The following is a 19134-nucleotide window of genomic DNA, read 5'->3' as shown; positions in this document are numbered from 1 at the left end:
GTACGTGCCCGGCTTGAAGAGCAGCGCGTAGCGGCCGTTGCCGAACTGCGCCGACTCCTGCTGCTTGAACACCTCGTCGACCTTGGCCTGGATGTTGGGCGTCGACGGGTCGAAGACCAGGACGTTCGGGCCGAGGTCACCGCCGCCCGGGAGCTGCGGGCCACCGCCGCCGCCGGTGGTGCCGAACACCTGGAACTCCCAGAGCGAGTAGCCGTACCCGGTGGCGCGGGCGGTGCCGGTCAGCCGCACATAGCGGGCCGAGCCCGAGACGTTCAGCGTCTCGTTGCCGCCGGGGCCCGTGGTGGTCGAGTAGGCGGTGCTCCACGTGTTGTTGTCCGTGGAGAACTCGATCTTGTAGCTCTTGGCGTAGGCGGCCTCCCACTTCAGCGCGATCTGGCTGACCGAGGCGGAGGTGCCCAGGTCGACCTTGATCCACTGCGGGTCGGAGAACGCGCTCGACCAGCGGGTGCCGTTGTCGCCGTCGACGGCGGCGGTGGCGGGGGTGCCGGCGCTCTCCTGGCTGGACGTGGTCACCGTTTTGCCCTGCGAGAGCAGCGAAGGGGCCGCGTCGGCCGAGGTGGACGGCACGAAAGCGAGGAGCGAGACGACGAGACCGGCGACGGTGGCAAGCACACCGGTGCGTCTTCTTCCGGTCGAAGCTGCGGGTCTGCGGAGTGAGGGGGGTCCATACATGGGGGCTTGTCTCCTGAGTCGCGGAACGGGTGCACGACACGAAGCCGGAGAGCGCTCTCTCCGGCCGATGGGGATACTTCACCCTGGCTCACGACGCGTCAATAGGTGTGCCACAACAGCTTGTTCGCATGACCTTGGGGACAACAGTTGGCGACGGAAAGCTCACGAGTGTCCGCCTTGCGGCCATCTTGCAGGCGCCGCTGCCCGCGAGCTGACGGCCCATCGGTTCAGGTGATGACGGGGTGTGTACGGGGAGTGAGCGCGGTCGAGCGGATCGTTGCCGCCGCAATCACCGGCCGTGCGCGGCGGACGCACGGACCTCTCCGCCGCCAACGGCCGCGCCTGTTACCGGACATGTTGTTCCCGCCCCGAGGACAGCGGGCCCGGCCCCTCGCTATCCTCCGGGGCATGAGCCGTGAGCGTGGCGCGAGAAGCACCGCTGACCAGGCACGACGAGGTCCGGGGTGACCGAGGTGACGGGCCCCGCACCCGCGGACGCCCGGGGTGTCCGGGCGTGGCGGGCGTTCGGCACCCGGCTGCGTCTCTGGCGCAGGCGCGCCGGTCTCACCCAGGCCCAGGTGGGCGCCCGGGTCGGCTACGACCACACCGCCATCAGCAAACTCGAACACGGCAGCCGCCGCACCCCGCTCCCCCTGGCCCGCCGCCTGGATCAGCTGCTGAGGGCCGACGGGGACCTCGTCGCCGCCTGCGAGGAGGCCGAGGCGAATGAGCGGGCGGAGGCGGTCCCGGTCGTCCCCGGGCCCCTGCCCGCCCCGCTCCGGCAGGACCCGCTGCCCGGCGAGCCCGCCGGCGGGGAACTCCCGGCGATGCTGCCCCCGGGAACCGTCCTGCCCGGCCGGCTGCCGGCGTACGGCCTGGTCTGCCCGCTGCACGGGCGCGACGGCTGTACGGTCCCGGGGCTCGCCGATGCCGTCGCCCTGCACGCGCGGTTCTGCGCCCAGGGGCCCGACGCGGTCAACCGCCCCGCCCTGGACACCGACACGGTGCACGCCCTGACCGCGCTGCTCGCCGTCTGTCTGCGCGCCGACGAGGAGCGCGCCTGGCCCGGAGCGACCGCCGTGGTCGAGCGCACCCTGCACGCGATGCTCCGCTGGATGGCCCTCCCCGCCGCCCCGTACCAGCGCCAACTCGCCCCTCTGGCCGCCGAGTACGCGCAGTCGGCCGGCTGCCTCAGGCTCCTGTGGGGCCGCAACGGCACGGCGATGGCCTGGCTGGACCGCTCCCTGGTGTGGGCGGCCATGTCCGGCCATGTCGGCGTCCGGGTCGCGGCGCTCAGCGACATGAGCACCCTGGCCCGGCTGGAGGGCGACGGCCCCTCCGCCCTCGCGTACGGCGAGGCCATCCGCCCGGCAGCGGCGGGCCGCCACTGGGCGGGGGCCATGAGCGACCTGTACCAGGCGCGCGGCCACGCGGTGCGCGGGGACGCCGACCGGACCCTGCACCACATCGCCCGCGCCTGGTCGCAGATGGACCTGGCCGGTGAGCGGGACGAGGCCGAGGCGCCCTGGCTCTCCGTCGCCTCCGTGCGCCTGCGGGTGGAGTCCGGCGCGGCGGGCGCGCTGCGCGACCTCGCCGCCGCGACGGGGGAGCGCCGGTACGCGCTGCGTGCCCTGGACGCGGCCGGCAGTGCGATCCGGCTGCTGCCGCCGGGCCTGCACTCGGCCCGCAAGCTGTTCCTGGCCCGCACGGCGGACGCCTATGTCTGCGCGGGTGAACCGGCCGCCGCGTCGGCGGTGGCCGGACCGGTCCTCGACAGCACCGAGGTGCACCCCGCGACCCTGCTCGGCCAGGAGCTGCGCGGACTGTACGGGCGACTGGCCGGCCGCTCCGAGGGGTGTACGGAGACCGAGGACTTCGTCCGCAGGCTGGCCGCCGTCGTCCGCTGAAGCACAGGGGCGGGGCGTGTGGTCCACGCCCCGCCCCTCGTGCACACGCCTTCGGCGGTCAGCTCACGTCGAGGGCCACATCGTCCACGACGAAGCTGGTCTGCGCGTAGGCGTCCTCCTTACTGGTGAAGCCCAGCGTCACCGTCTGCCCGGCGGCCGACGCGACATCGAACGTCTTGAGCACATAGCCGTTGGCCGCGTCGAGATTGGAGTACGTGGCCAGTGTCCGGGATCCCAGCTTCACGGTGAACGTGTCGTACGCGTTCCCGTCGGGCGTCTCGGCGGTGTCGGTGCGCAGATAGAACGACAGCCGGTACGTCGAGCAGCCGGCCGGCACGGTCAGCGACTGGGTGGCGGTGTCGCTGTGGGTGCTGCCCCAGCCGCCGAACCACGCCTGGTAGGAGCCGCTGTGGGCGGGCTTCTCGGAGGTCCGGTTGTTGATCACACCGTCGGTCTGAGTCCACGGCGCGGTCCCGTTCTCGAACCCGCCGTTGGTCACGACCTGCCGGGGCTGGCAGGTGCCCCCGCCACCGATCACCAGCGAGTACGTGGTGGTGTGGGTGGCCGTGCCGGTTCCGGTCACGGTGAGTGTGTACGTACCCGCCGCGGCCTGGGCGCTCGCGGAGACCGTCATCGTGGCCGACGAGCCCGACTGCACGGACGTGGGCGAGAAGGAGACGGTCACACCGCTCGGCGCACCGGACGCCGACAGCCGCACACTCTGCGCGTCGCCGCTGGTGGTGGCCGTGGACACGGTCGCGGTGACCGAGTCGCCCGGCTGGACGCTCCCCGAGACCGGGTTCACCGAGACGGAGAAGTCGTTCGCGGGCGCGGTGGAGCCCACGGCGGACTTCCACAGCGTGTACGCGACCCCGTCGGCGCTGCGGTTGAGCGCGGTGGCGTTGATGTTGGCGGTGGTGTCGCAGGAGGAGTGGTAGCACGGGTCGTACGAACGGCCCGCCGTGCCGCCCCACTTGGACGCCTGCGCGGACGTCTTGGTGTCACTGGCCCCGGTGGCGTACCCGGAGGTCGCGATGCCCGCCTGCTGGAAGGAGTAGTCGTCGGAGCGGCCCTGGCCCTCCACGTTCTCCTCCGGGGCGAGCCCCAGGGAGACCCAGTACGCCTTCATCGGGGCCGAGGCGGCGGAGTTGAGGTTGTTGACGAAGTAGCCGCCGTTGACCGAGGCCACCATGTCGAAGTTGTAGTAGGCGGTGATGGCGCTGCGCTGTGCCGAACTCAGCTGGCCGACGTAGTACTCGGAGCCCTGGAGGCCCTGCTCCTCACCGTTCCACCAGGCGAACCGGACGTGCTTGGTCATGGTGGGGTTCTGCTGGGCGAGGGCGAGCGCGTTCTCCAGCAGGGTCGCCGAGCCGGAGCCGTTGTCGTTGATGCCGGGTCCGGCCGACACGCCGTCCAGGTGCGCGCCGAACATCACGGTGCTGTCGGCGGGCCCGCCGGGCCAGTCCGCGATGAGGTTCTTTCCGGTGTAGGTGCAGGTGGCGCAGGTCTGCTCGGTGACGGTGTAGCCGGCCGCCTGGAGCTTGCCCTTCACATAGGAGAGCGAGGCGTTGTAGCCGCTGCTCCCGGCCCGCCGGTTGCCGCCGTTCTGGGAGGCGATGGTGTTGAACTGCGTGAGGTGCGCCTGCACCTTGGCGACGTCGATGTCGGGCGGGTTGCCGCCGGGCGTGCCGCCGCCGTCATTCACGGTGAGGGTGTACTGCGCGGTGTGGTCCTGGGTGCCCGCGCCCTTCACGGTGAAGGTGTACGAGCCGGGGGCGGCGGCCGATGTCGTCGCCACGGTCATGGCGGAGGTGCCGCCGGACTGCACCGAGGCCGGGCTGAACGAGACGGTCGCCCCGCTGGGCAGGCCGCTCGCGGACAGGTTCACCGTCTGGGCGCTGCCGGAGGTGACCGTCGTGCGGACGGTGGCCGTCACCGAGCTGCCCGGCTTCACCGAGCCGGACGCCGGGTCCAGGGACAGCGAGAAGTCGTTGTTGCCGCTCGGCGAGCAGGTGGGTTCACCGCTCTGGGCGGGAATGCTGATCGCGTCCCACGCCGCCTTCGTGCGGTTGTACAGCGTGCACGTGGTGTCGAGGTTCTTGGCCGCGGTGAGGGTGGCCGTGCGGTAGCGCTTGTACGTCATACCGCTGGTCTTGAGGAGCATGCCGCCGTAGAACACCTTGCCGGCGTCCTGGATCCCGACACCGGTGACCGCGGAGTTGTTGCAGGTGGGGCTGGAGGGCTTGCCGCCGCCGGGGTTCGAGCCCTCGGCGAGCAGGTAGAACCAGTGGTTGAGGGGTCCGGCCGCCGCGTGCTCCTCGGTGTTGGGTATGGAGGAGCTGTAGCAGTTCGGGTCGCCGGTCTGGCCGGGGTTGTACATGACCCGGATCGGCCCGTTGCCGACGAGGTTGATCTTCTCGCCGACAGTGTAGTCCGGGTCGTCGTAAGGGGTGGGCTCGTTGGTGTACGCCTCGGTCAGCGCGCCCATGATGTCGCCGGTGGCCTCGCCGAGACCCGACTCGTGGTTGGCGCCGCCCGGTGTGTACTGGTCGATGCCGTGGCCGAATTCGTGGGCCACGACGTCCATGGCGCCGATCCACTGGTTGGCCTGGTTGTGGCCGATGGAGACCGTGGAGCCGTCCCAGTACGCGTTGACGTCGTTGAGGCCCACCTTGACCGGCCAGCTGCGTCCGTTGCCGTCGTGGCCGTTGCGCCCGAGCCAGTCGCGCAGCATGTCCCACTCGTGCTGGGCCGCCCACATCACGTCGACGCAGCCGGTCTCCTTGCTGGACGCACTGCCGGTGCCCCAGGAGTCGGTGGACTTGGTGAAGACGCTCCCGGTGCTGTAGTCGGCGCAGCTGAGGCCGGTACGGCTCGGGTCGCGCAGCGAGTAACTTCCCCCGGAGGAAGTGGTGTTGATGGTGAGCGGATTCGGCCCGTTCCACTGGCTGTTTCCGGTGCCGGCCCGGACGTCGTCGTAGCTGTCGATGACCGCGCCGGTGCCCGCGTCCACGAACACGTGCAGCCGGCTGGGCGCCTTCGCGGTCCGGCCGGTGAGCACGGTCTCCCAGGCCAGCCGGGAGCGCTTGCCGGTGGCCCGGACGACGAGCCGGTGGCTCTCGACCTCGTCCACCGTCCGCAGCCGCTCGCGGGAGGTGGCCTCGGCGGTCTTCGCGGAGACGGTCGCGGTGGTGGGCACGTTGATGCGCCGCGAGACCGCCGACTGCGAACCGCGCACCCGCCCCTTGGAGTCGGCCACCACGACGGCGTCCCCGCCGACCACGGGCAGGCCGCGGTAGGTGCGCTCGTACGCGACGGAGTAGAGGCCGTTGATCCACGGGGTGACCATCCGGCGCTCGTAGCGCTCGTCCGGCCCCTTGGCCAAGGTGTCGAGCCCGCTGGCGGCGGCCTTGTCGGCGGCCGAGACGGCGGTGGTGAGTGCCTTGGGGGCGGGAGGGGATGTGGGGTCCGCCGAGGCGGACGGGCCGCTGACGGCGACCAGCATTCCGGCGAGGACGGCCAGGGTCGTCCCGGCCGTCATCGGTCTGCGTTTCATCGAGGCTCCTCATGGTGTCCGTGATCGAGCGACCGAACACTCACATGTGGTCATGACCCCGTCAACGAACTGCGGGCGCCTGCAGGGGAGTTGGCAAGTCTCGTCAAGTCGGACGGGCGCGCCGCGGGATGCGCATGCGAAAAGGGGATGGACAGGCGGGGAGGCGGAAGTTATCCTGCACTCTCACCAGAACGGTGATCAACACGCAACTGTCGAGGCGAGCATATCACTGAATCGGCAAGCGGACAAGCACTTCTGGCCGCCCCTCATATGCCACCTCGTTTCCTGGTCTTCGCCCCACCCACACGGAAGGCACCAGCCTTGACCTCGCACTCCCTCACCGCAGCGGCCGCCGGCACCTGGCGGCTCGGTGATCTGACCGTCAACCGGATCGGCTTCGGCGCCATGCGGCTGACCCAGAACGGCGCGGCGTTCAGCGACGAGCGCACCCCGCACGACCGGGACCGGGCCGTCGCGGTGCTGCGCCGCGCCGTCGAGCTGGGCGTGAACCACATCGACACGGCGGCCTTCTACTTCTCGCCCCTGCGCTCGGCCAACGAGCTGATCAACCGGGCGCTCGGCCCCTACCCGGACGACCTGGTCATCACCACCAAGGTGGGTCCGGGCCGCGGCCCCTCCGGCGACTGGATCGACTGGGCCCGCCCCGAGCAGCTGCGCGGCCAGGTCCAGGAGAACATCCGCCAGCTCGGCCGCGACCACCTGGACGTGGTGAACCTCCGGATGAACGGCAACCGCCCCGTCTCCGAGCTCTTCGGTGCCCTGGCCGAACTGCGCGAGGAAGGGCTCATCCGCCACCTGGGCCTCTCCAACGTGTGGCCGGAGCAGATAACCGAGGCCCGGGCCATCGCACCCGTCGTCTGCGTGCAGAACCCCTACGGCATCGGCGAGCGGCGCGCCGGCTCCCAGGAGGTCCTGCGCATGTGCGGTGAACTGGGCATCGCCTTCGTCCCCTTCTACGCGATCGCGGGCGCCGGCCGCGAGTCCGGGGCCGGCGCCGAGCACGAGGCGCTGCTCGACGTGGTCCGCGCCCACGACGCCTCGCCCGCCCAGGTCCGGCTGGCGTGGACCCTCCAGCAGGGCCCGCACGTCCTGGCCATTCCGGGCACCGGCAACCCCGCCCACCTGGAGGCCAACGTGGCGGCGGGCGCCCTGCGGCTGACCGACGAGGAGATGGCGCGCCTCACCGCGCTCGGGCAGGCTGCAGGGGCGGACGTAGCATGATCCTCATGGAACAGCGCGAACTGGGCAGGACCGGACGCAACGTGTCGGTCGTCGGACTGGGCACCTGGCAACTCGGCGGGGACTGGGGCGAGGTCCGCGAGGCGGACGCCCTCGGAGTACTCGACGCGGCCGTCGAAGCGGGGGTCACCTTCTTCGACACGGCGGACGTCTACGGGGACGGCCGCAGCGAACAGCTCATCGGCCGCTATCTGAAGGAGCGGCCCGATGCCGGGGTCTTCGTGGCGACGAAGATGGGCCGCCGCGTCGACCAGGTGCCGGAGAACTACACCCTGGACAACTTCCGCGCGTGGAACGACCGTTCCCGCGCCAATCTGGGCGTCGACACCCTCGACCTCGTCCAGCTGCACTGTCCGCCCACCCCCGTCTACTCCTCCGACGAGGTGTACGACGCGCTGGACACGCTCGTCGCCGAGCAGCGGATCGCGGCCTACGCGGTCAGCGTCGAGACGTGCGCCGAGGCGCTGACGGCCATCGCCCGGCCGGGGGTGGCGAGCGTCCAGATCATCCTGAACCCGTTCCGCCTCAAGCCGCTGGACGAGGTCCTGCCGGCGGCGCGGGCGGCCGGGGTGGGCATCATCGCCCGGGTGCCGCTGGCCTCCGGTCTGCTCTCGGGCAAGTACACCGCGGACACCGTCTTCGCCCCCGAGGACCACCGCACCTTCAACCGGCACGGCGAGGCGTTCGACCAGGGCGAGACCTTCTCCGGCGTCGACTACGGAACGGGTGTGGCGGCCGCCGCCGAGTTCGCCGCGCTCGCCCCCGAGGGCGCGACCCCGGCGCAGACGGCGCTGCGCTGGATCGTCCAGCAGCCGGGCGTCACCAGCGTCATCCCCGGTGCGCGCTCGACGGAGCAGGCAGGGGCCAACGCGGCCGCCGCCGCGCTCGCCCCGCTCCCGCAGAGCACGCTGGACGCGGTGCGCGACCTCTACGACCGGCGGTTCCGCGCGACGGTCCACGACCGCTGGTAGTCACCGCCCGGAGAACAGGCTCATCCCCAGGAACACGGCCGCGAGAAAGGCGATCGCACCCGCGATGGCGCTGGCCACCCTGGGCCGGCGCCGGATCGCCTCGCCGGCGGTCCGCCGCCGGCCCGCCCCGGTCCTGGCCGCCGCACGCCGCCCGTGCCCGCCATGTCCGTGCACGGTCCCGTGTCCCGTCGGTGCCTCCGGCAGCCGGTACGTCGTCGGCGCACCGGAGTCCGCTCCGGGCAGCGGGGCGGGCGCGGCGGGGAAGGGCGTCGCGGGGTAGTGCGCGGCGGCGGGCGGCTGAGCGGGCGCGGGGTGGTGCGGCGGCAGGGGTTCCGGGCGGCCCCGCCAGGCGTCGCTGTGGAACCAGTCGGCGACCTGCTGGGCGGTGGGCCGGTCCTCCGGCTGCTTGGCGAGCAGGCCGAGCAGATACGTGTCGAAGGCGGCGGGGACGTCCACGCCGCGCCGGCGCAGCGGCACCGGAGGCGTGTCCACGTGCTGGTACAGGGTGGCCGTCGCGGTGTCCGAGCGGAACGGCGGCTCACCGAGCAGTAGTTGGTAGACGACGCAGCCGAGCGAGTACATGTCGGACGCGGCGTCGGCCGTGCGGCCGAGCGCCCGCTCCGGGGCGAGGTAGAGACTCGTACCGACGATTTGGCCCGTCGTCGTCAGCGCGGCGGACGGGTCGTCCACGAACTGTGCGATGCCGAAGTCCCCGATCTTGACGGTGCCTTCGCCGTCCAGCATGAGGTTCCCGGGCTTGATGTCGCGGTGGACGATGCCCTGCCGGTGCGCGGCGGCCAGCCCGGCGGCGGCCTGTCCCGCGATGCGGGCGGCCTGTTCGGGGCCGAGCCGTTCCTGGGCCAGCAGCAGATCCGCCAGGCTCCGGCCCTCGACCAGCTCCATCACGAGGAAGAGCCGGTTCTCCCACGCCCCGAAGTCGAAGACGGCCACCAGGTGAGGGTGGCTCAGGCGGGCGGCGGTCTGGGCCTCCAGGCGGAACCGGGCGGTGGCCGACTCGTCGGCGTGTTCCCCGAGGAGCAGCTTCACGGCGACGGCACGGCCGAGGACTTCGTCGGTGGCCCGCCAGACCTCACCCATCCCGCCCCGGCCGATGGCGGATATCAGCCGGTACCGACCAGCAACCAGCACCTGTGCACACCAATCTCGATAGCTCGGGCCTAGGCCGTGTCCGAGGGCCGCTTCGACTGCCGCGGCGACGGCCTCGCCGGGGCGAGAGCGGGGTGGGGGGAGCGCGGCAAGATCAGGATATCCGGCGCGCGGACCCCGTACGACCGGCCCTCCTCAGCGGGCGGCGCCGCCCAGCGATTCGACCAGGGGAAGCAGCCGGTGCGGCACCCGTTCGCGCAGCGCGACCTCGGTCCGGGTCCTGACCACGCCGGGCAGCCGGATGAGCCGCTGGATGACGTCCTCCAAGTGCCCGTTGTCCCGGGCGACCACCCGGGTCAGCAGGTCGCCGCCGCCGGTGGTCGAGAACGCCTCGATGATCTCGGGCACGGCGGCGAGTGCGTCGCCCACCTCGTCCAGGTGGCCCTGCGTGACCTCCAGGTGCACGAAGGCGAGGACCGGGTGGCCGAGTGCGGCGGGCGAGAGGAAGGGGCCGCTCCCGGTGATCACGCCGTCCCGCTCCAGCCGGTCGATGCGCGCCTGGAGGGTGCCCCGGGCGATGGACAGGATGCGTGCGTACTCGCGCACGCTCGTCTGCGGCTGCTCGATGAGCAGCCGCAGGATACGGGTGTCGAGCGCGTCCACCGCCATGCTTCGCCGGCCTCTTTCGGTGCGTCCTTCGGGGGCCAGCGACTGTACCAACGACCTCCGTCCGCGGCGGGCCGCGCGTCACCGCGCCGGCCGGATGTGCCCCGCGCACGGGCGGGTGGCGCGGGGCACGGACCGGACGGTCAGAACTGCACGTCGGAGCAGGCGTAGAACGCGTTGCCGGTGTCGGCGATCGTCCACACGCCGAGGATCAGGTGCTTGCCGGACTTCTGCGGCAGTACGCCGGAGTGGCTGACCGTCGAGCCGGGCAGCCGTCCGCCGAAGGGCACCGTGAGGAACGGCTGCGTCTCCAGGTCGGCCCGGGTGAGCGGCTTGGCGGGGTCGTAGCCGTCCTTGGTGATGTAGTAGCGGAAGTCGGTCGTGGCGTGCCGGGCCTCGATCCGCCAGTTGAACGTGTAGGTCTGGCCGGCGGTGACCTTGGTGGCGGGCCAGGCGCCGCCGCGCGGGTCGTCCAGCTCGGAGAAGCGGCCGATGCCGCCCGAGCAGATGTGGCCGTCGGCCGGGCCGCGGGTGGGGAAGCCCTTCGGGCCCTCGACACTCGGGGGCTCCCACTGGATCTGCCCGCAGCGCTTGACGGTGCCGATCCCGCAGAGCTGCTGCCGGCTGATGGGGGAGTCGGTGTAGCCGTGGCTCTGGGCGGGGGCCGAGGTGGCCAGCAGGGCCGCACCGGCGACCGCCAGCCCGGCCAGTAACGAAGTGATCTTCTTGCGCATACGTCGCTCCTGGAGATGTGGGGTGATGTCCGGAGGGTGCTGCGGTCTAGACCAAGGGTGAGCGTAGCGATGGCAATTTGACATGTCTAGACCAAGGAAGGGCGCCTCGCGCGGCGGCTTCCCGGCTGTGCTGATCCGTTGGCCGCCGACTGGTCGCCCGGATGTGCTTCGGGGTGGACCAATGGTCCAGTGATTCGAGGTCAATTTGAGCCAACCGCCCCTCGGATGGTCTGATGTACCCGTCGATGGCGCTGCGGACCTCCGCGGCGCCTTTTTCGTGCCTGAACCTGTGCCTGGAAGGGAGAGCCGGTGGACCGAAGTGGGGGAGCAGCAGTGCTGAGGAAAGCGTTCGTGGCCCGGGATCCCGGGCGGATGCGGCTGCGCTTCGCCTGCCGCGCGGTGCTCGGCATCGGACTCGCCGTCGTGGTGTGCGGGCTCGTCGGCCACTCGCTCGTGGCGGCCATCACCGGCGGCCTGGCCGCCCTGCTCGCCCTGTTCACCGTCAGCGACCCCACGGTCCGGGGCCAGGCGGTCACCACCGCGCTGCTGCCCGCCGCCGGCTTCCCGGTGCTCGCGCTCGCCGCCGTACTCCACGACCACCCGCTCGCCCGCGACACCGCGTTCCTCGCGGTCATGGGCGCGGGGGTCTACGCGAGGCGGTGGGGGCCGCGCGGGCACTCCCTCGGCGTCTTCGCCTTCATGGCGTTCTTCACCACGCAGTTCCTCCACACCCTGCCCGGGCAGCTCCCCGAGCTCTACTCCGCCGTCGCCCTGTCCCTGCTCTCCGCTTCGGCCGTCCGCTTCGGCCTCTGGTGCTACGAACGCCGGCTGCCCGCCCCGGCCGCCCCCGCCCCGCCCGCCGGCACCGGCCTGGCCAGGGTCACCACCCGCCAGGCCGTCCAGGCGGTGACCGGCGGAGCCGTCGCGCTCATGGCCGGGCAGCTGATGTCCGACCAGCGCTGGTACTGGGCCGTCGGCGCCACCTGGTGGGTCTTCGTGAACACCGCCTCCCGCGGCGAGACCCTGGTACGCGGCTTCCGCCGGGTGCTGGGCACCCTCATCGGCATCCCGGTCGGCCTCGCCGTCGTCGTCCCGCTGCACGGTGCGCCCGTGCCCACGGCCCTCGTCGTCGCCGCCGGGGTGTTCGGGATCTTCTACACGGCCGCGGTCTCCTACACCTGGATGATGCTCTCCGTGACGGTCATGGCCGGCGCGCTCTACGGCTCGCTGGGCGTGCTCGACCCCGGGCTGCTCGCCCTGCGACTCGGCGAGACCGCTGTCGGCGCGCTCGGCGCGATGCTCGCGGTGCTGTGCGTCCTGCCCGTCACCACGCACGCCACGACCGACGCCTGGATCCAGCGCGCCCTGCGCTGCGTGCACGCCTGCACCGAGGAGGCCGCCGCCCGGCTCTCCGGCTCCGCCACCGCCGACCCGGCCCCGCGCATCGCCGAGCTGGAGGTGCTCCTCGGCCGCGTCCGCCTCTCGCTCGCCCCGCTGGTCCACCCGCTGAGCCCGCTCCGTGCCCGCCGGGCCCGAGCGGGACACGTGCTGGCCCTGCTCGACGCGTGCGCCCGCGAGGTGCGGGGCCTCGCCTCGGTGGCCGCCGACCCGGAGGCGTCCCACGACGCCCGGCTCGCCGCCGCCTGCTGGCGCGTCGAGAACGCGGTGGAGGCGCTGACCGGCCGTACGGCCGTCCCGTCCGCCGTCCCGCCGCACCCCGCCGCCACCGAACCCGCCCTCGCCCACCTGCACAGCCTGGAACGCGCGCTCGCCGAACTCGCCGCACCGCTGCACAGCCCGCCGAGCGCACCCCTGGTCACGGCCTGACCCTCCTCGGGCGCGGCCGGATCCGACACCCTTGGTCTAGACCGCACCACCGCACTGCTACCGTCGCCGCAAAAGATCACGACGGCCACGTCCGCCGCGCACAGCCGGCGGGGAGGAGCAGCGGTGGACAGCAGCAACGGAGCGGGACGGGCATTCATCGGGTCGTTCACCTCGGCGGGCGGGCGGGGCGTCACCGTCGCCGCCGTGGACGCGGAGACCGGCGCGCTCACGGTCCTGGGGGCCACGGATGCCGTGCCCGACCCCTCCTACCTGGCGCTCGCCGCCGACGGCACGGTCCTGTACGCGGTCAGCGAGACCGAGCCGGGCGGTGCGGCGGCCCTGGACGTCACCACGGACGAACCCCGTCCGCTCGGCGAGGTCCGGGCGGTGGACGGCGACGGCCCCACCCACCTCACCCTCGCCGCCGGCCACCTGGTCACCGCGAACTACGGCTCGGGCAGTGTCAGCGTGCTGCCCGTCGCCGGGGACGGCACCCTCGGCCCCGTCGCGGCGGTCCTCGCGCACGAGGGCGGCGGACCGGTCGCGGACCGCCAGGAGGGCCCGCACGCCCACCAGGTCCTGCCCGACCCCTCCGGGGCCTGGGTGCTCAGCGTCGACCTCGGTACCGACTCGGTACGGGTCTGCGCGGTCGACCCGGCCACCGGCGAGCTGCGCCCGCAAGGCGAGACGGCCCTGCGCCCCGGCACCGGCCCCCGCCACCTGGCCTTCCACCCCTCGGGCCGCCACGCCTACGTGCTCAACGAACTGGAGCCCACGCTCACCGTGTGCCGCTGGGACGCCACGGCCGGCGTCCTGGAACCGGTCGGCGAGACCCCGGTGCTCCCCGACGGTGTGACCGGCGAGAGCTACGCCTCCGAGGTCGTCGTCGCCCACGACGGCCGGTTCGTGTGGGCGGCCAACCGGGGCCACGACAGCATCTCCGTCCTCGCGCTCGACGCGACCGGTGAGAAGCCGTCCCTGGTCACCACCGTGGGCTGCGGCGGGCACTGGCCCCGCGACCTCGCGCTGGACCCGGCCGGGCGCAGGCTGTACGCGGCCAACGAGCGCAGCGGGAACGTCGCCTGGTTCACCGTGGACCCGGAGACCGGTGTCCCGCGCCACGACGGCTCCCTGGACGCCCCGGCGGCCTCCTGCGTGATCTTCGGCTGATCCGCTCCGCCCATGCACGAGGCCCCCGTACCGGACTGCCGTCGGGTACGGGGGCCTCGCTCATGCCGAAAGGGTCAGCGGGCCTGCGCCCCCTGGGCCACCGGGGGAGCGATCCCGAGGGCCGAGGTGTACATCGAGAGGACCAGCTTGCCGATCGCCGGGTACGCGCCCAGCGGCTCGGCGCTCGCGCAGCCGGCCTCCTTCGCCGCAGCGTCCAGCAGGTCCTCCGTCACCTCGGGGCCCACCAGGTACGGCGCCACGGCCAGCTGGAGCGAGCCGGAGCCCTTCAGCTGATCGGCGATCGCGGCGACCGAACCCTCCACGTCGAGCGCGGCGGCCATCACCGGCACCGCGAGCCGGGCCGCGAGCAGCATGCCCGTGATCCCCGCCGCCTGCACGGCCTCCTCGCCGCCCACCGTGGCGAGCACGATGCCGTCGGCGGCCGTCGCCACCGTGAAGAGCCTGGCCCGGTCCGCGCGGGCCAGCCCGGCCTCCGACAGCCGGACGTGCAGCGCCTCGGCCAGCAGCGGGTGCGGGCCGAGCACGTCGGTCAGCTCGGCCGGGGCGTCGCTGTCGGTGATCGCCTGACGTATCCGCTGCACCAGCGAGCTGTCCGGGCCCGCGAGCAGCGGGACCACCACGGCGGCCGGGCCCTCGGGCTCGGCGACCTCACGGCCCACGGCCAGCGCCTGCTCGTAGCGCGCGGTGCGCTCGGCGGCGGAATGCGCGATCACGGAGGCCAGCGCCGGGTACTCGGCGTCGTCCCCGTCCACGTAACCGATCAGGGCGTTCAGACCGGGCAGCTCGGAACGGGCGATGCTGATGACCTCTTCGGCCAGACCGCGGCTCGTCGAGGAAGGGATACCGGGAACGGCGAGAACGAGCGCGGCAGCGCCCTCGGGTGCGACCACGGGCTCCGGGCGGCGGTGCCGTCCGGACTGGCGAGGTCGCGGCATTCGTACAGGCAGGCCGGAAGCGGGCCCAGTGGGGGTGCTCATGGCGCCGCATGCTACTGGTTTTGGACAGCGCCCTGCGCGGGGAGGGTCCGGTCGAGCGGCCTCTGTCCCCTTTTATCCGATCAGCGGCTTACCGGGCGACTGCCCTGATCTGACGTCAGCGTTCGCGCGCTTGTCGCCCTACGAGCGGGGCCCGGGCGCCGGAACGCAGAGCAGCGTCGGGTGGTGCGGCAGCCTCAGGCCCCCGGCGTCCAGGGCCTGGGCGATGCGCAGCGCACCGATCAGGGGATCACCCGAACCGGGGACCGCCCGTGCCCCGGGCAGCAGCCGCGCCAGCTCCTCGCGCAGCGGTACGAGCAACGGTTCGCCCATCCGGAACAGCCCGCCCGTCAGCGCGACTTCGCAGGCGTCCTCGCACGCCTTCGCCTCCGGGCACACCGCCGCGGCCGCCTCCGCGATGTGCGCGGCGGCTCCCCGCAGGATGCCTTCGGCGACCGGATCGCGGTCCGCGCACGCGGCCACCTCCGGCGCGAACGAGGCCAGCAGCGCGGGCCGGTCGGCACGCGGGTAGAGGAGGCCGGGAAGCTCCGGCGGCGGCCCGAACACCGCCTCCAGCCGGGCCAGCAGCGCCGGCGAACCGCCGCGCCGCCCGTCGTACGCGCGCATCGCGGCGTCGAGCCCGGCCCGCCCGATCCAGGCGCCGCCCCCGCTGTCGCCCAGCAGGTGCCCCCAGCCGTCCGCCCGCCGCCACCGCGCCAGGTCGGTGCCCAGCGCGATCAGCCCGGTCCCGGCGGCCACCACCGCGCCGGGCCGCTGCCCGACCGCCCCGGCGTACGCGGTCACCGCGTCCGCCGCGAGCGCTATCCGGCGCACCCCCAGCGCGTCCGCCAGGGCGCCCGGCAGTTCGGCGCGCAGCCCGTCGCCCAGCGTGGCCATCCCCGCGGCGCCGACCGCCGCGGCGGTGATCCGCCCGCCGGGGCCGTGCTCGTCCAGCAGGCCGCGTACCGCGGGCAGCACCTGTTCCAGGAGATGGGCGGCGTCGATGCCGCGCGGTCCGGTGCGCACCGGACCGCCGCACGCGACGGTCGCCAGGGGGGCGTCCGCCTCCGCCGTGCCCAGGGCCACCCGGAGCCCGGAGCCGCCCGAATCCACGCCGAGTACGAAGGTGCCCGGTTGTCCGTGTGACGTCATGGACCGGCTCCCGGGGGCGAAGAGGTGAGGGACGGGCAGCACCCTATCCCCGGGGCACCGCGTTGCGCCGGTAGGGTGATCTTCTGTGACAGCGCGACCGTTGAACGAAGTAGTCGAGCCCGGCTGGGCCGACGCACTGGCCCCCGTGGCGGGGCGCATCGCCGAGATGGGCGATTTCCTGCGCGCGGAGGTCGCGGCCGGCCGCACCTACCTCCCCTCCGGGGCGAACGTGCTGCGCGCGTTCCAGCAGCCCTTCCAGGACGTACGGGTCCTGATCGTCGGTCAGGACCCCTACCCCACACCGGGGATGGCGATCGGTCTGAGCTTCGCGGTCGCCCCGGACGTCCGCAGACTGCCGGGCAGCCTGGAGAACATCTACCGCGAGCTCAACGCCGACCTCGGGCTGCCCCGGCCGTCGAACGGCGACCTGACCCCGTGGACCCGTCAGGGCGTGCTGCTGCTGAACAGGGCGCTGACCACCGCGCCCCGCTCGCCCGGCGCCCATCGCGGCAAGGGCTGGGAGGAGGTCACCGAACAGGCCATCCGCGCCCTGGCCGCCCGGGGCAAGCCGCTGGTGTCCGTGCTCTGGGGCCGCGACGCCCGCAATCTGCGGCCGCTGCTCGGCGACCTGCCGGCCATCGAGTCCGCCCACCCCTCCCCGATGTCCGCCGACCGCGGCTTCTTCGGGTCCAGGCCGTTCAGCCGAGTCAACGAACTGCTCGTCGCCCAGGGCGCCGAGCCGGTCGACTGGCGGCTTCCGTAAGCGGGTTCCGTAAGCGGTTCCGCAGAACTCACACCTCGACCGCCGCCGCCCGTACGCACAGCACGTCCGGGAGGTGCGAGGCGAGCTGCTCCCAGCTGTCCCCGTCGTCCGCGCTCGCGTACAGCTCGCCGTTGCGGTTGCCGAAGTACACCCCCGCCGGGTCAGCGTCGTCCGTGCAGAGCGCGTCACGCAGCACCGTGCCGTAGTGCGCGCTCTCGGGCAGACCCGCCGACAGGGGCTCCCAGTGGGCGCCCGCGTCGGTGGTCCGGAAGACCCGGCAGCGGTGCTCGGCGGGCACCCGGTCGGCGTCGGCGTTGATGGGGAAGACGTACGCCGTGTCGGCGCGGTGCGGGTGGGCGGCCACGGCGAAGCCGAAGTCCGAGGGCAGGCCCGCGCCGATGTCCGTCCAGTTGCCCCCGGCGTCGTCGCTGCGGAAGACGCCCCAGTGGTTCTGGAGGTAGAGGCGGTCCGGGTCGGCCGCGTCCCGGCTGACCTTGTGCACGCACTGACCGAACTCCGGGTCCGGGTCGGGCAGGAAGACCGCCGAGACGCCCTTGTTGGCGGGGTCCCAGCTCGTCCCGCCGTCGGTGGTCCGGAACACCCCGGCGGTGGAGACCGCGACCGTCACCGCCCGTGCGTCCCGCTCGTCGGTCAGGATCGTGTGCAGCCCCTCGCCGCCCCCGCCGGGCACCCACCGCGAACGCGTCGGGTGCTCCCACAGCGGGCGCACCAGCTCGAACGACTCGCCCCCGTCCTCGGACCGGAAGAGCGCGGCCGGCTCCGTGCCCGCGTAGACGACGCCCGGCGCCTCGGGCCCCGCCGGTTGCAGCTGCCACACCCGCTCCAGCGAGGTCCCGGTGAACTCCGGGAACTTCACGGCCGGGGTCCTCGGCTCCACCCAGCTCGCGCCCAGGTCGTCGGAGTGGAAGACGGACGGGCCCCAGTGCGCGCTGTCCCCGCCGACCAGCAGCCGCGGCCGGTCGCCCCGGGTGTCGATGGCGACCGAGTAGATCGCCTGGGCGTTGAAATGGGGGCCGTCGAACTCCCACGTACCGCCGCGCCTGCGGCCGATGAAGAGCCCTTTGCGGGTGCCCACGGTGAGCAGTACATCGGTCATGACCGAACCTCCCGAAACGCCGTTGTGCCGGATATCGGTCAGTCTGCACCCCGGCACTGACAGCGCCCCGGACCTCGGCCCGGGGTGTCCCCGGCCCGGGCGGGCCGCCGTCCTCAGCGGCAGGGCGGGGCCGTACTGCTGCGGACCACCAGATTCGTCGCCAGGTCCACCCGGGTCGTCGCGGGCTGCCGGCCCCGGCCCAGGTCGAGGACCAGCCGGGCGGCCGTCTCGGCCATCTCGATGAGGGGCTGGCGCACCGTGGTGAGCGGCGGCCCGATCCACCGGGTGAGCGGCAGGTCGTCGAAGCCCACGACGCTCAGGTCCTCCGGGATGCGCAGACCGAGCTCGCGCGCCGCCTCGTACACGCCGAGGGCCTGGAGGTCGTTGCCGGCGAAGACGGCGGTCGGCCGGTCCGCCGAGCGCAGCAGCTCCATCCCGGCCGCGTACCCCGCCTCGTGCGAGAACTCGGCCTCGCGGATCAGTGACTGGTCGATCGGGATGTCCGCCGTACCCAGGGCGGCCCGGTAACCGTCCACCCGGGCCCGGCTGCACATCATCCGGGACGGGCCGCTGACCACGCCGATCCTGCGGTGGCCGAGGCCGGTGAGGTGGCGGGTCGCGGCCAGACCGCCCTGCCAGTTCGTCGTGCCGACCGACGGGATGTCGTCGCCCGGGTCTCCGGCCGGGTCGACCACCGCGTAGGGGATGCTGCGGCTGGTGAGCTGCGCGCGCTGGGCGGCGGTGAGGTCGGACAGCACCAGGATGACCCCGACCGGCCGGCGGGCCAGCACCCCGTCGACCCAGGTCTGCCCGGGGCTGAGGCGGCCCGCGCTCTCCGAGAGGACCAGGCTCAGGCCCTCCTCGCGCGCGACGTTCTCCACGCCGCGTACGACCTCCATGGCCCATGCGCTGTCCAGCTCGTGGAAGACCAGGTCGATGAGTTGCGACTGCGTGGTCGAGCCGCGTCTGCGGCGGTAGCCGTGCTGCAGCAGCAGCTCCTCGACCTTGGTGCGCGTACCGGGCGCGACATCGGCACGCCCGTTCAGCACTTTCGAAACTGTCGGAGCCGAGACTCCGGCCGCTCGGGCGATTTCCGCCAGCGTGGCAGTGCCGTCCGACGGCGCTGCGGCAGGCGCATTCTCCTGATGTGACTGGACGTTTGCGGGGCTCATACAGCGAATCGTAACCGCCCGGCGCCCGAACGGAGGCGGAAGCC

At 73.1% G+C, this 19134-nt stretch carries 15 protein-coding genes; 6 read left to right on the top strand and 9 right to left on the bottom strand.

Features of this window, described 5'->3' with window-relative positions; translation table 11 throughout:
- Window positions 1-693: discoidin domain-containing protein (locus ABZ565_RS30290; RefSeq protein WP_361033812.1), on the bottom strand; the 693-nt coding region annotated here is incomplete at its 3' end.
- Window positions 694-1157: 464 nt separating this feature from the next.
- Here ABZ565_RS30290 and ABZ565_RS30285 point away from each other — a divergent pair.
- Entirely contained in the window at window positions 1158-2600 is a 1443-nt protein-coding gene (locus ABZ565_RS30285) for a helix-turn-helix transcriptional regulator (RefSeq protein ID WP_361033809.1), read from the top strand.
- A 58-nt stretch (window positions 2601-2658) separates the two neighbouring features.
- Here the strand turns inward: ABZ565_RS30285 and ABZ565_RS30280 are convergent, their stop codons facing one another.
- The gene (locus ABZ565_RS30280) at window positions 2659-6141 is read right to left on the bottom strand and encodes a M28 family peptidase (protein ID WP_361033827.1); all 3483 of its coding nucleotides are present in this window, start codon (window positions 6139-6141) and stop codon (window positions 2659-2661) included.
- 336 nt (window positions 6142-6477) lie between these two features.
- Between ABZ565_RS30280 and ABZ565_RS30275 the strand changes: the two genes are divergently transcribed.
- A complete protein-coding gene (locus tag ABZ565_RS30275; protein WP_361033806.1) occupies window positions 6478-7398 on the top strand; it encodes an aldo/keto reductase in 921 nt (306 codons plus the stop codon).
- Entirely contained in the window at window positions 7395-8387 is a 993-nt protein-coding gene (locus ABZ565_RS30270; protein ID WP_361033803.1) for an aldo/keto reductase, read from the top strand. The genes ABZ565_RS30275 and ABZ565_RS30270 overlap by 4 nt, the downstream gene beginning before the upstream one ends.
- Here the strand turns inward: ABZ565_RS30270 and ABZ565_RS30265 are convergent, their stop codons facing one another.
- The 3 genes from ABZ565_RS30265 to ABZ565_RS30255 all read right to left on the bottom strand — a co-directional run bounded on the left by ABZ565_RS30265 (window position 8388) and on the right by ABZ565_RS30255 (window position 10894).
- Complete coding sequence (locus tag ABZ565_RS30265) at window positions 8388-9485, bottom strand: serine/threonine-protein kinase (protein ID WP_361033824.1); 1098 nt, start codon at window positions 9483-9485, stop codon at window positions 8388-8390.
- A gap of 204 nt (window positions 9486-9689) precedes the next feature.
- Entirely contained in the window at window positions 9690-10163 is a 474-nt protein-coding gene (locus ABZ565_RS30260) for an Lrp/AsnC family transcriptional regulator (protein WP_164398671.1), read from the bottom strand.
- A 140-nt stretch (window positions 10164-10303) separates the two neighbouring features.
- The gene (locus ABZ565_RS30255; RefSeq protein ID WP_361033800.1) at window positions 10304-10894 is read right to left on the bottom strand and encodes a lytic polysaccharide monooxygenase auxiliary activity family 9 protein; all 591 of its coding nucleotides are present in this window, start codon (window positions 10892-10894) and stop codon (window positions 10304-10306) included.
- 333 nt (window positions 10895-11227) lie between these two features.
- On the opposite strand from ABZ565_RS30255, the gene ABZ565_RS30250 reads away from it, so the two are divergent.
- Both ABZ565_RS30250 and ABZ565_RS30245 read left to right on the top strand, forming a co-directional pair.
- Window positions 11228-12721: an FUSC family protein gene (locus ABZ565_RS30250; protein ID WP_361033798.1), complete on the top strand. Its 1494-nt coding sequence runs from the start codon at window positions 11228-11230 to the stop codon at window positions 12719-12721.
- 123 nt (window positions 12722-12844) lie between these two features.
- Complete coding sequence (locus ABZ565_RS30245; RefSeq protein ID WP_361033795.1) at window positions 12845-13891, top strand: lactonase family protein; 1047 nt, start codon at window positions 12845-12847, stop codon at window positions 13889-13891.
- A 74-nt stretch (window positions 13892-13965) separates the two neighbouring features.
- Here ABZ565_RS30245 and ABZ565_RS30240 read toward each other — a convergent pair whose 3' ends face one another.
- Both ABZ565_RS30240 and ABZ565_RS30235 read right to left on the bottom strand, forming a co-directional pair.
- On the bottom strand, window positions 13966-14889 hold the full coding sequence (locus tag ABZ565_RS30240) for a hypothetical protein (RefSeq protein WP_361033792.1): 924 nt from the start codon (window positions 14887-14889) through the stop codon (window positions 13966-13968).
- A 138-nt stretch (window positions 14890-15027) separates the two neighbouring features.
- Window positions 15028-16038, bottom strand: coding sequence for a BadF/BadG/BcrA/BcrD ATPase family protein (locus ABZ565_RS30235; protein WP_361033789.1), 1011 nt, complete (start codon window positions 16036-16038; stop codon window positions 15028-15030).
- Window positions 16039-16123: 85 nt separating this feature from the next.
- Here ABZ565_RS30235 and ABZ565_RS30230 point away from each other — a divergent pair, with 85 nt between their 5' ends.
- Window positions 16124-16801: a uracil-DNA glycosylase gene (locus ABZ565_RS30230; protein WP_361033786.1), complete on the top strand. Its 678-nt coding sequence runs from the start codon at window positions 16124-16126 to the stop codon at window positions 16799-16801.
- Between the two features lie 28 nt (window positions 16802-16829).
- On the opposite strand, the gene ABZ565_RS30225 is transcribed toward ABZ565_RS30230, so the two are convergent.
- Together ABZ565_RS30225 and ABZ565_RS30220 are read right to left on the bottom strand one after the other, a co-directional pair.
- Window positions 16830-17918, bottom strand: a complete 1089-nt coding sequence (locus tag ABZ565_RS30225) for an exo-alpha-sialidase (RefSeq protein ID WP_361033783.1) — start codon at window positions 17916-17918, stop codon at window positions 16830-16832.
- Between the two features lie 113 nt (window positions 17919-18031).
- Window positions 18032-19090: a LacI family DNA-binding transcriptional regulator gene (locus tag ABZ565_RS30220; protein WP_361033780.1), complete on the bottom strand. Its 1059-nt coding sequence runs from the start codon at window positions 19088-19090 to the stop codon at window positions 18032-18034.
- Window positions 19091-19134 lie beyond the last annotated feature (44 nt).

This window comes from Streptomyces sp. NPDC016469, assembly GCF_040632905.1.
GTDB lineage: Bacteria > Actinomycetota > Actinomycetes > Streptomycetales > Streptomycetaceae > Streptomyces.
The sequence above is the reverse complement of the archived record's forward strand: the minus strand, read 5'-3'. Positions and strand labels throughout refer to the sequence as shown.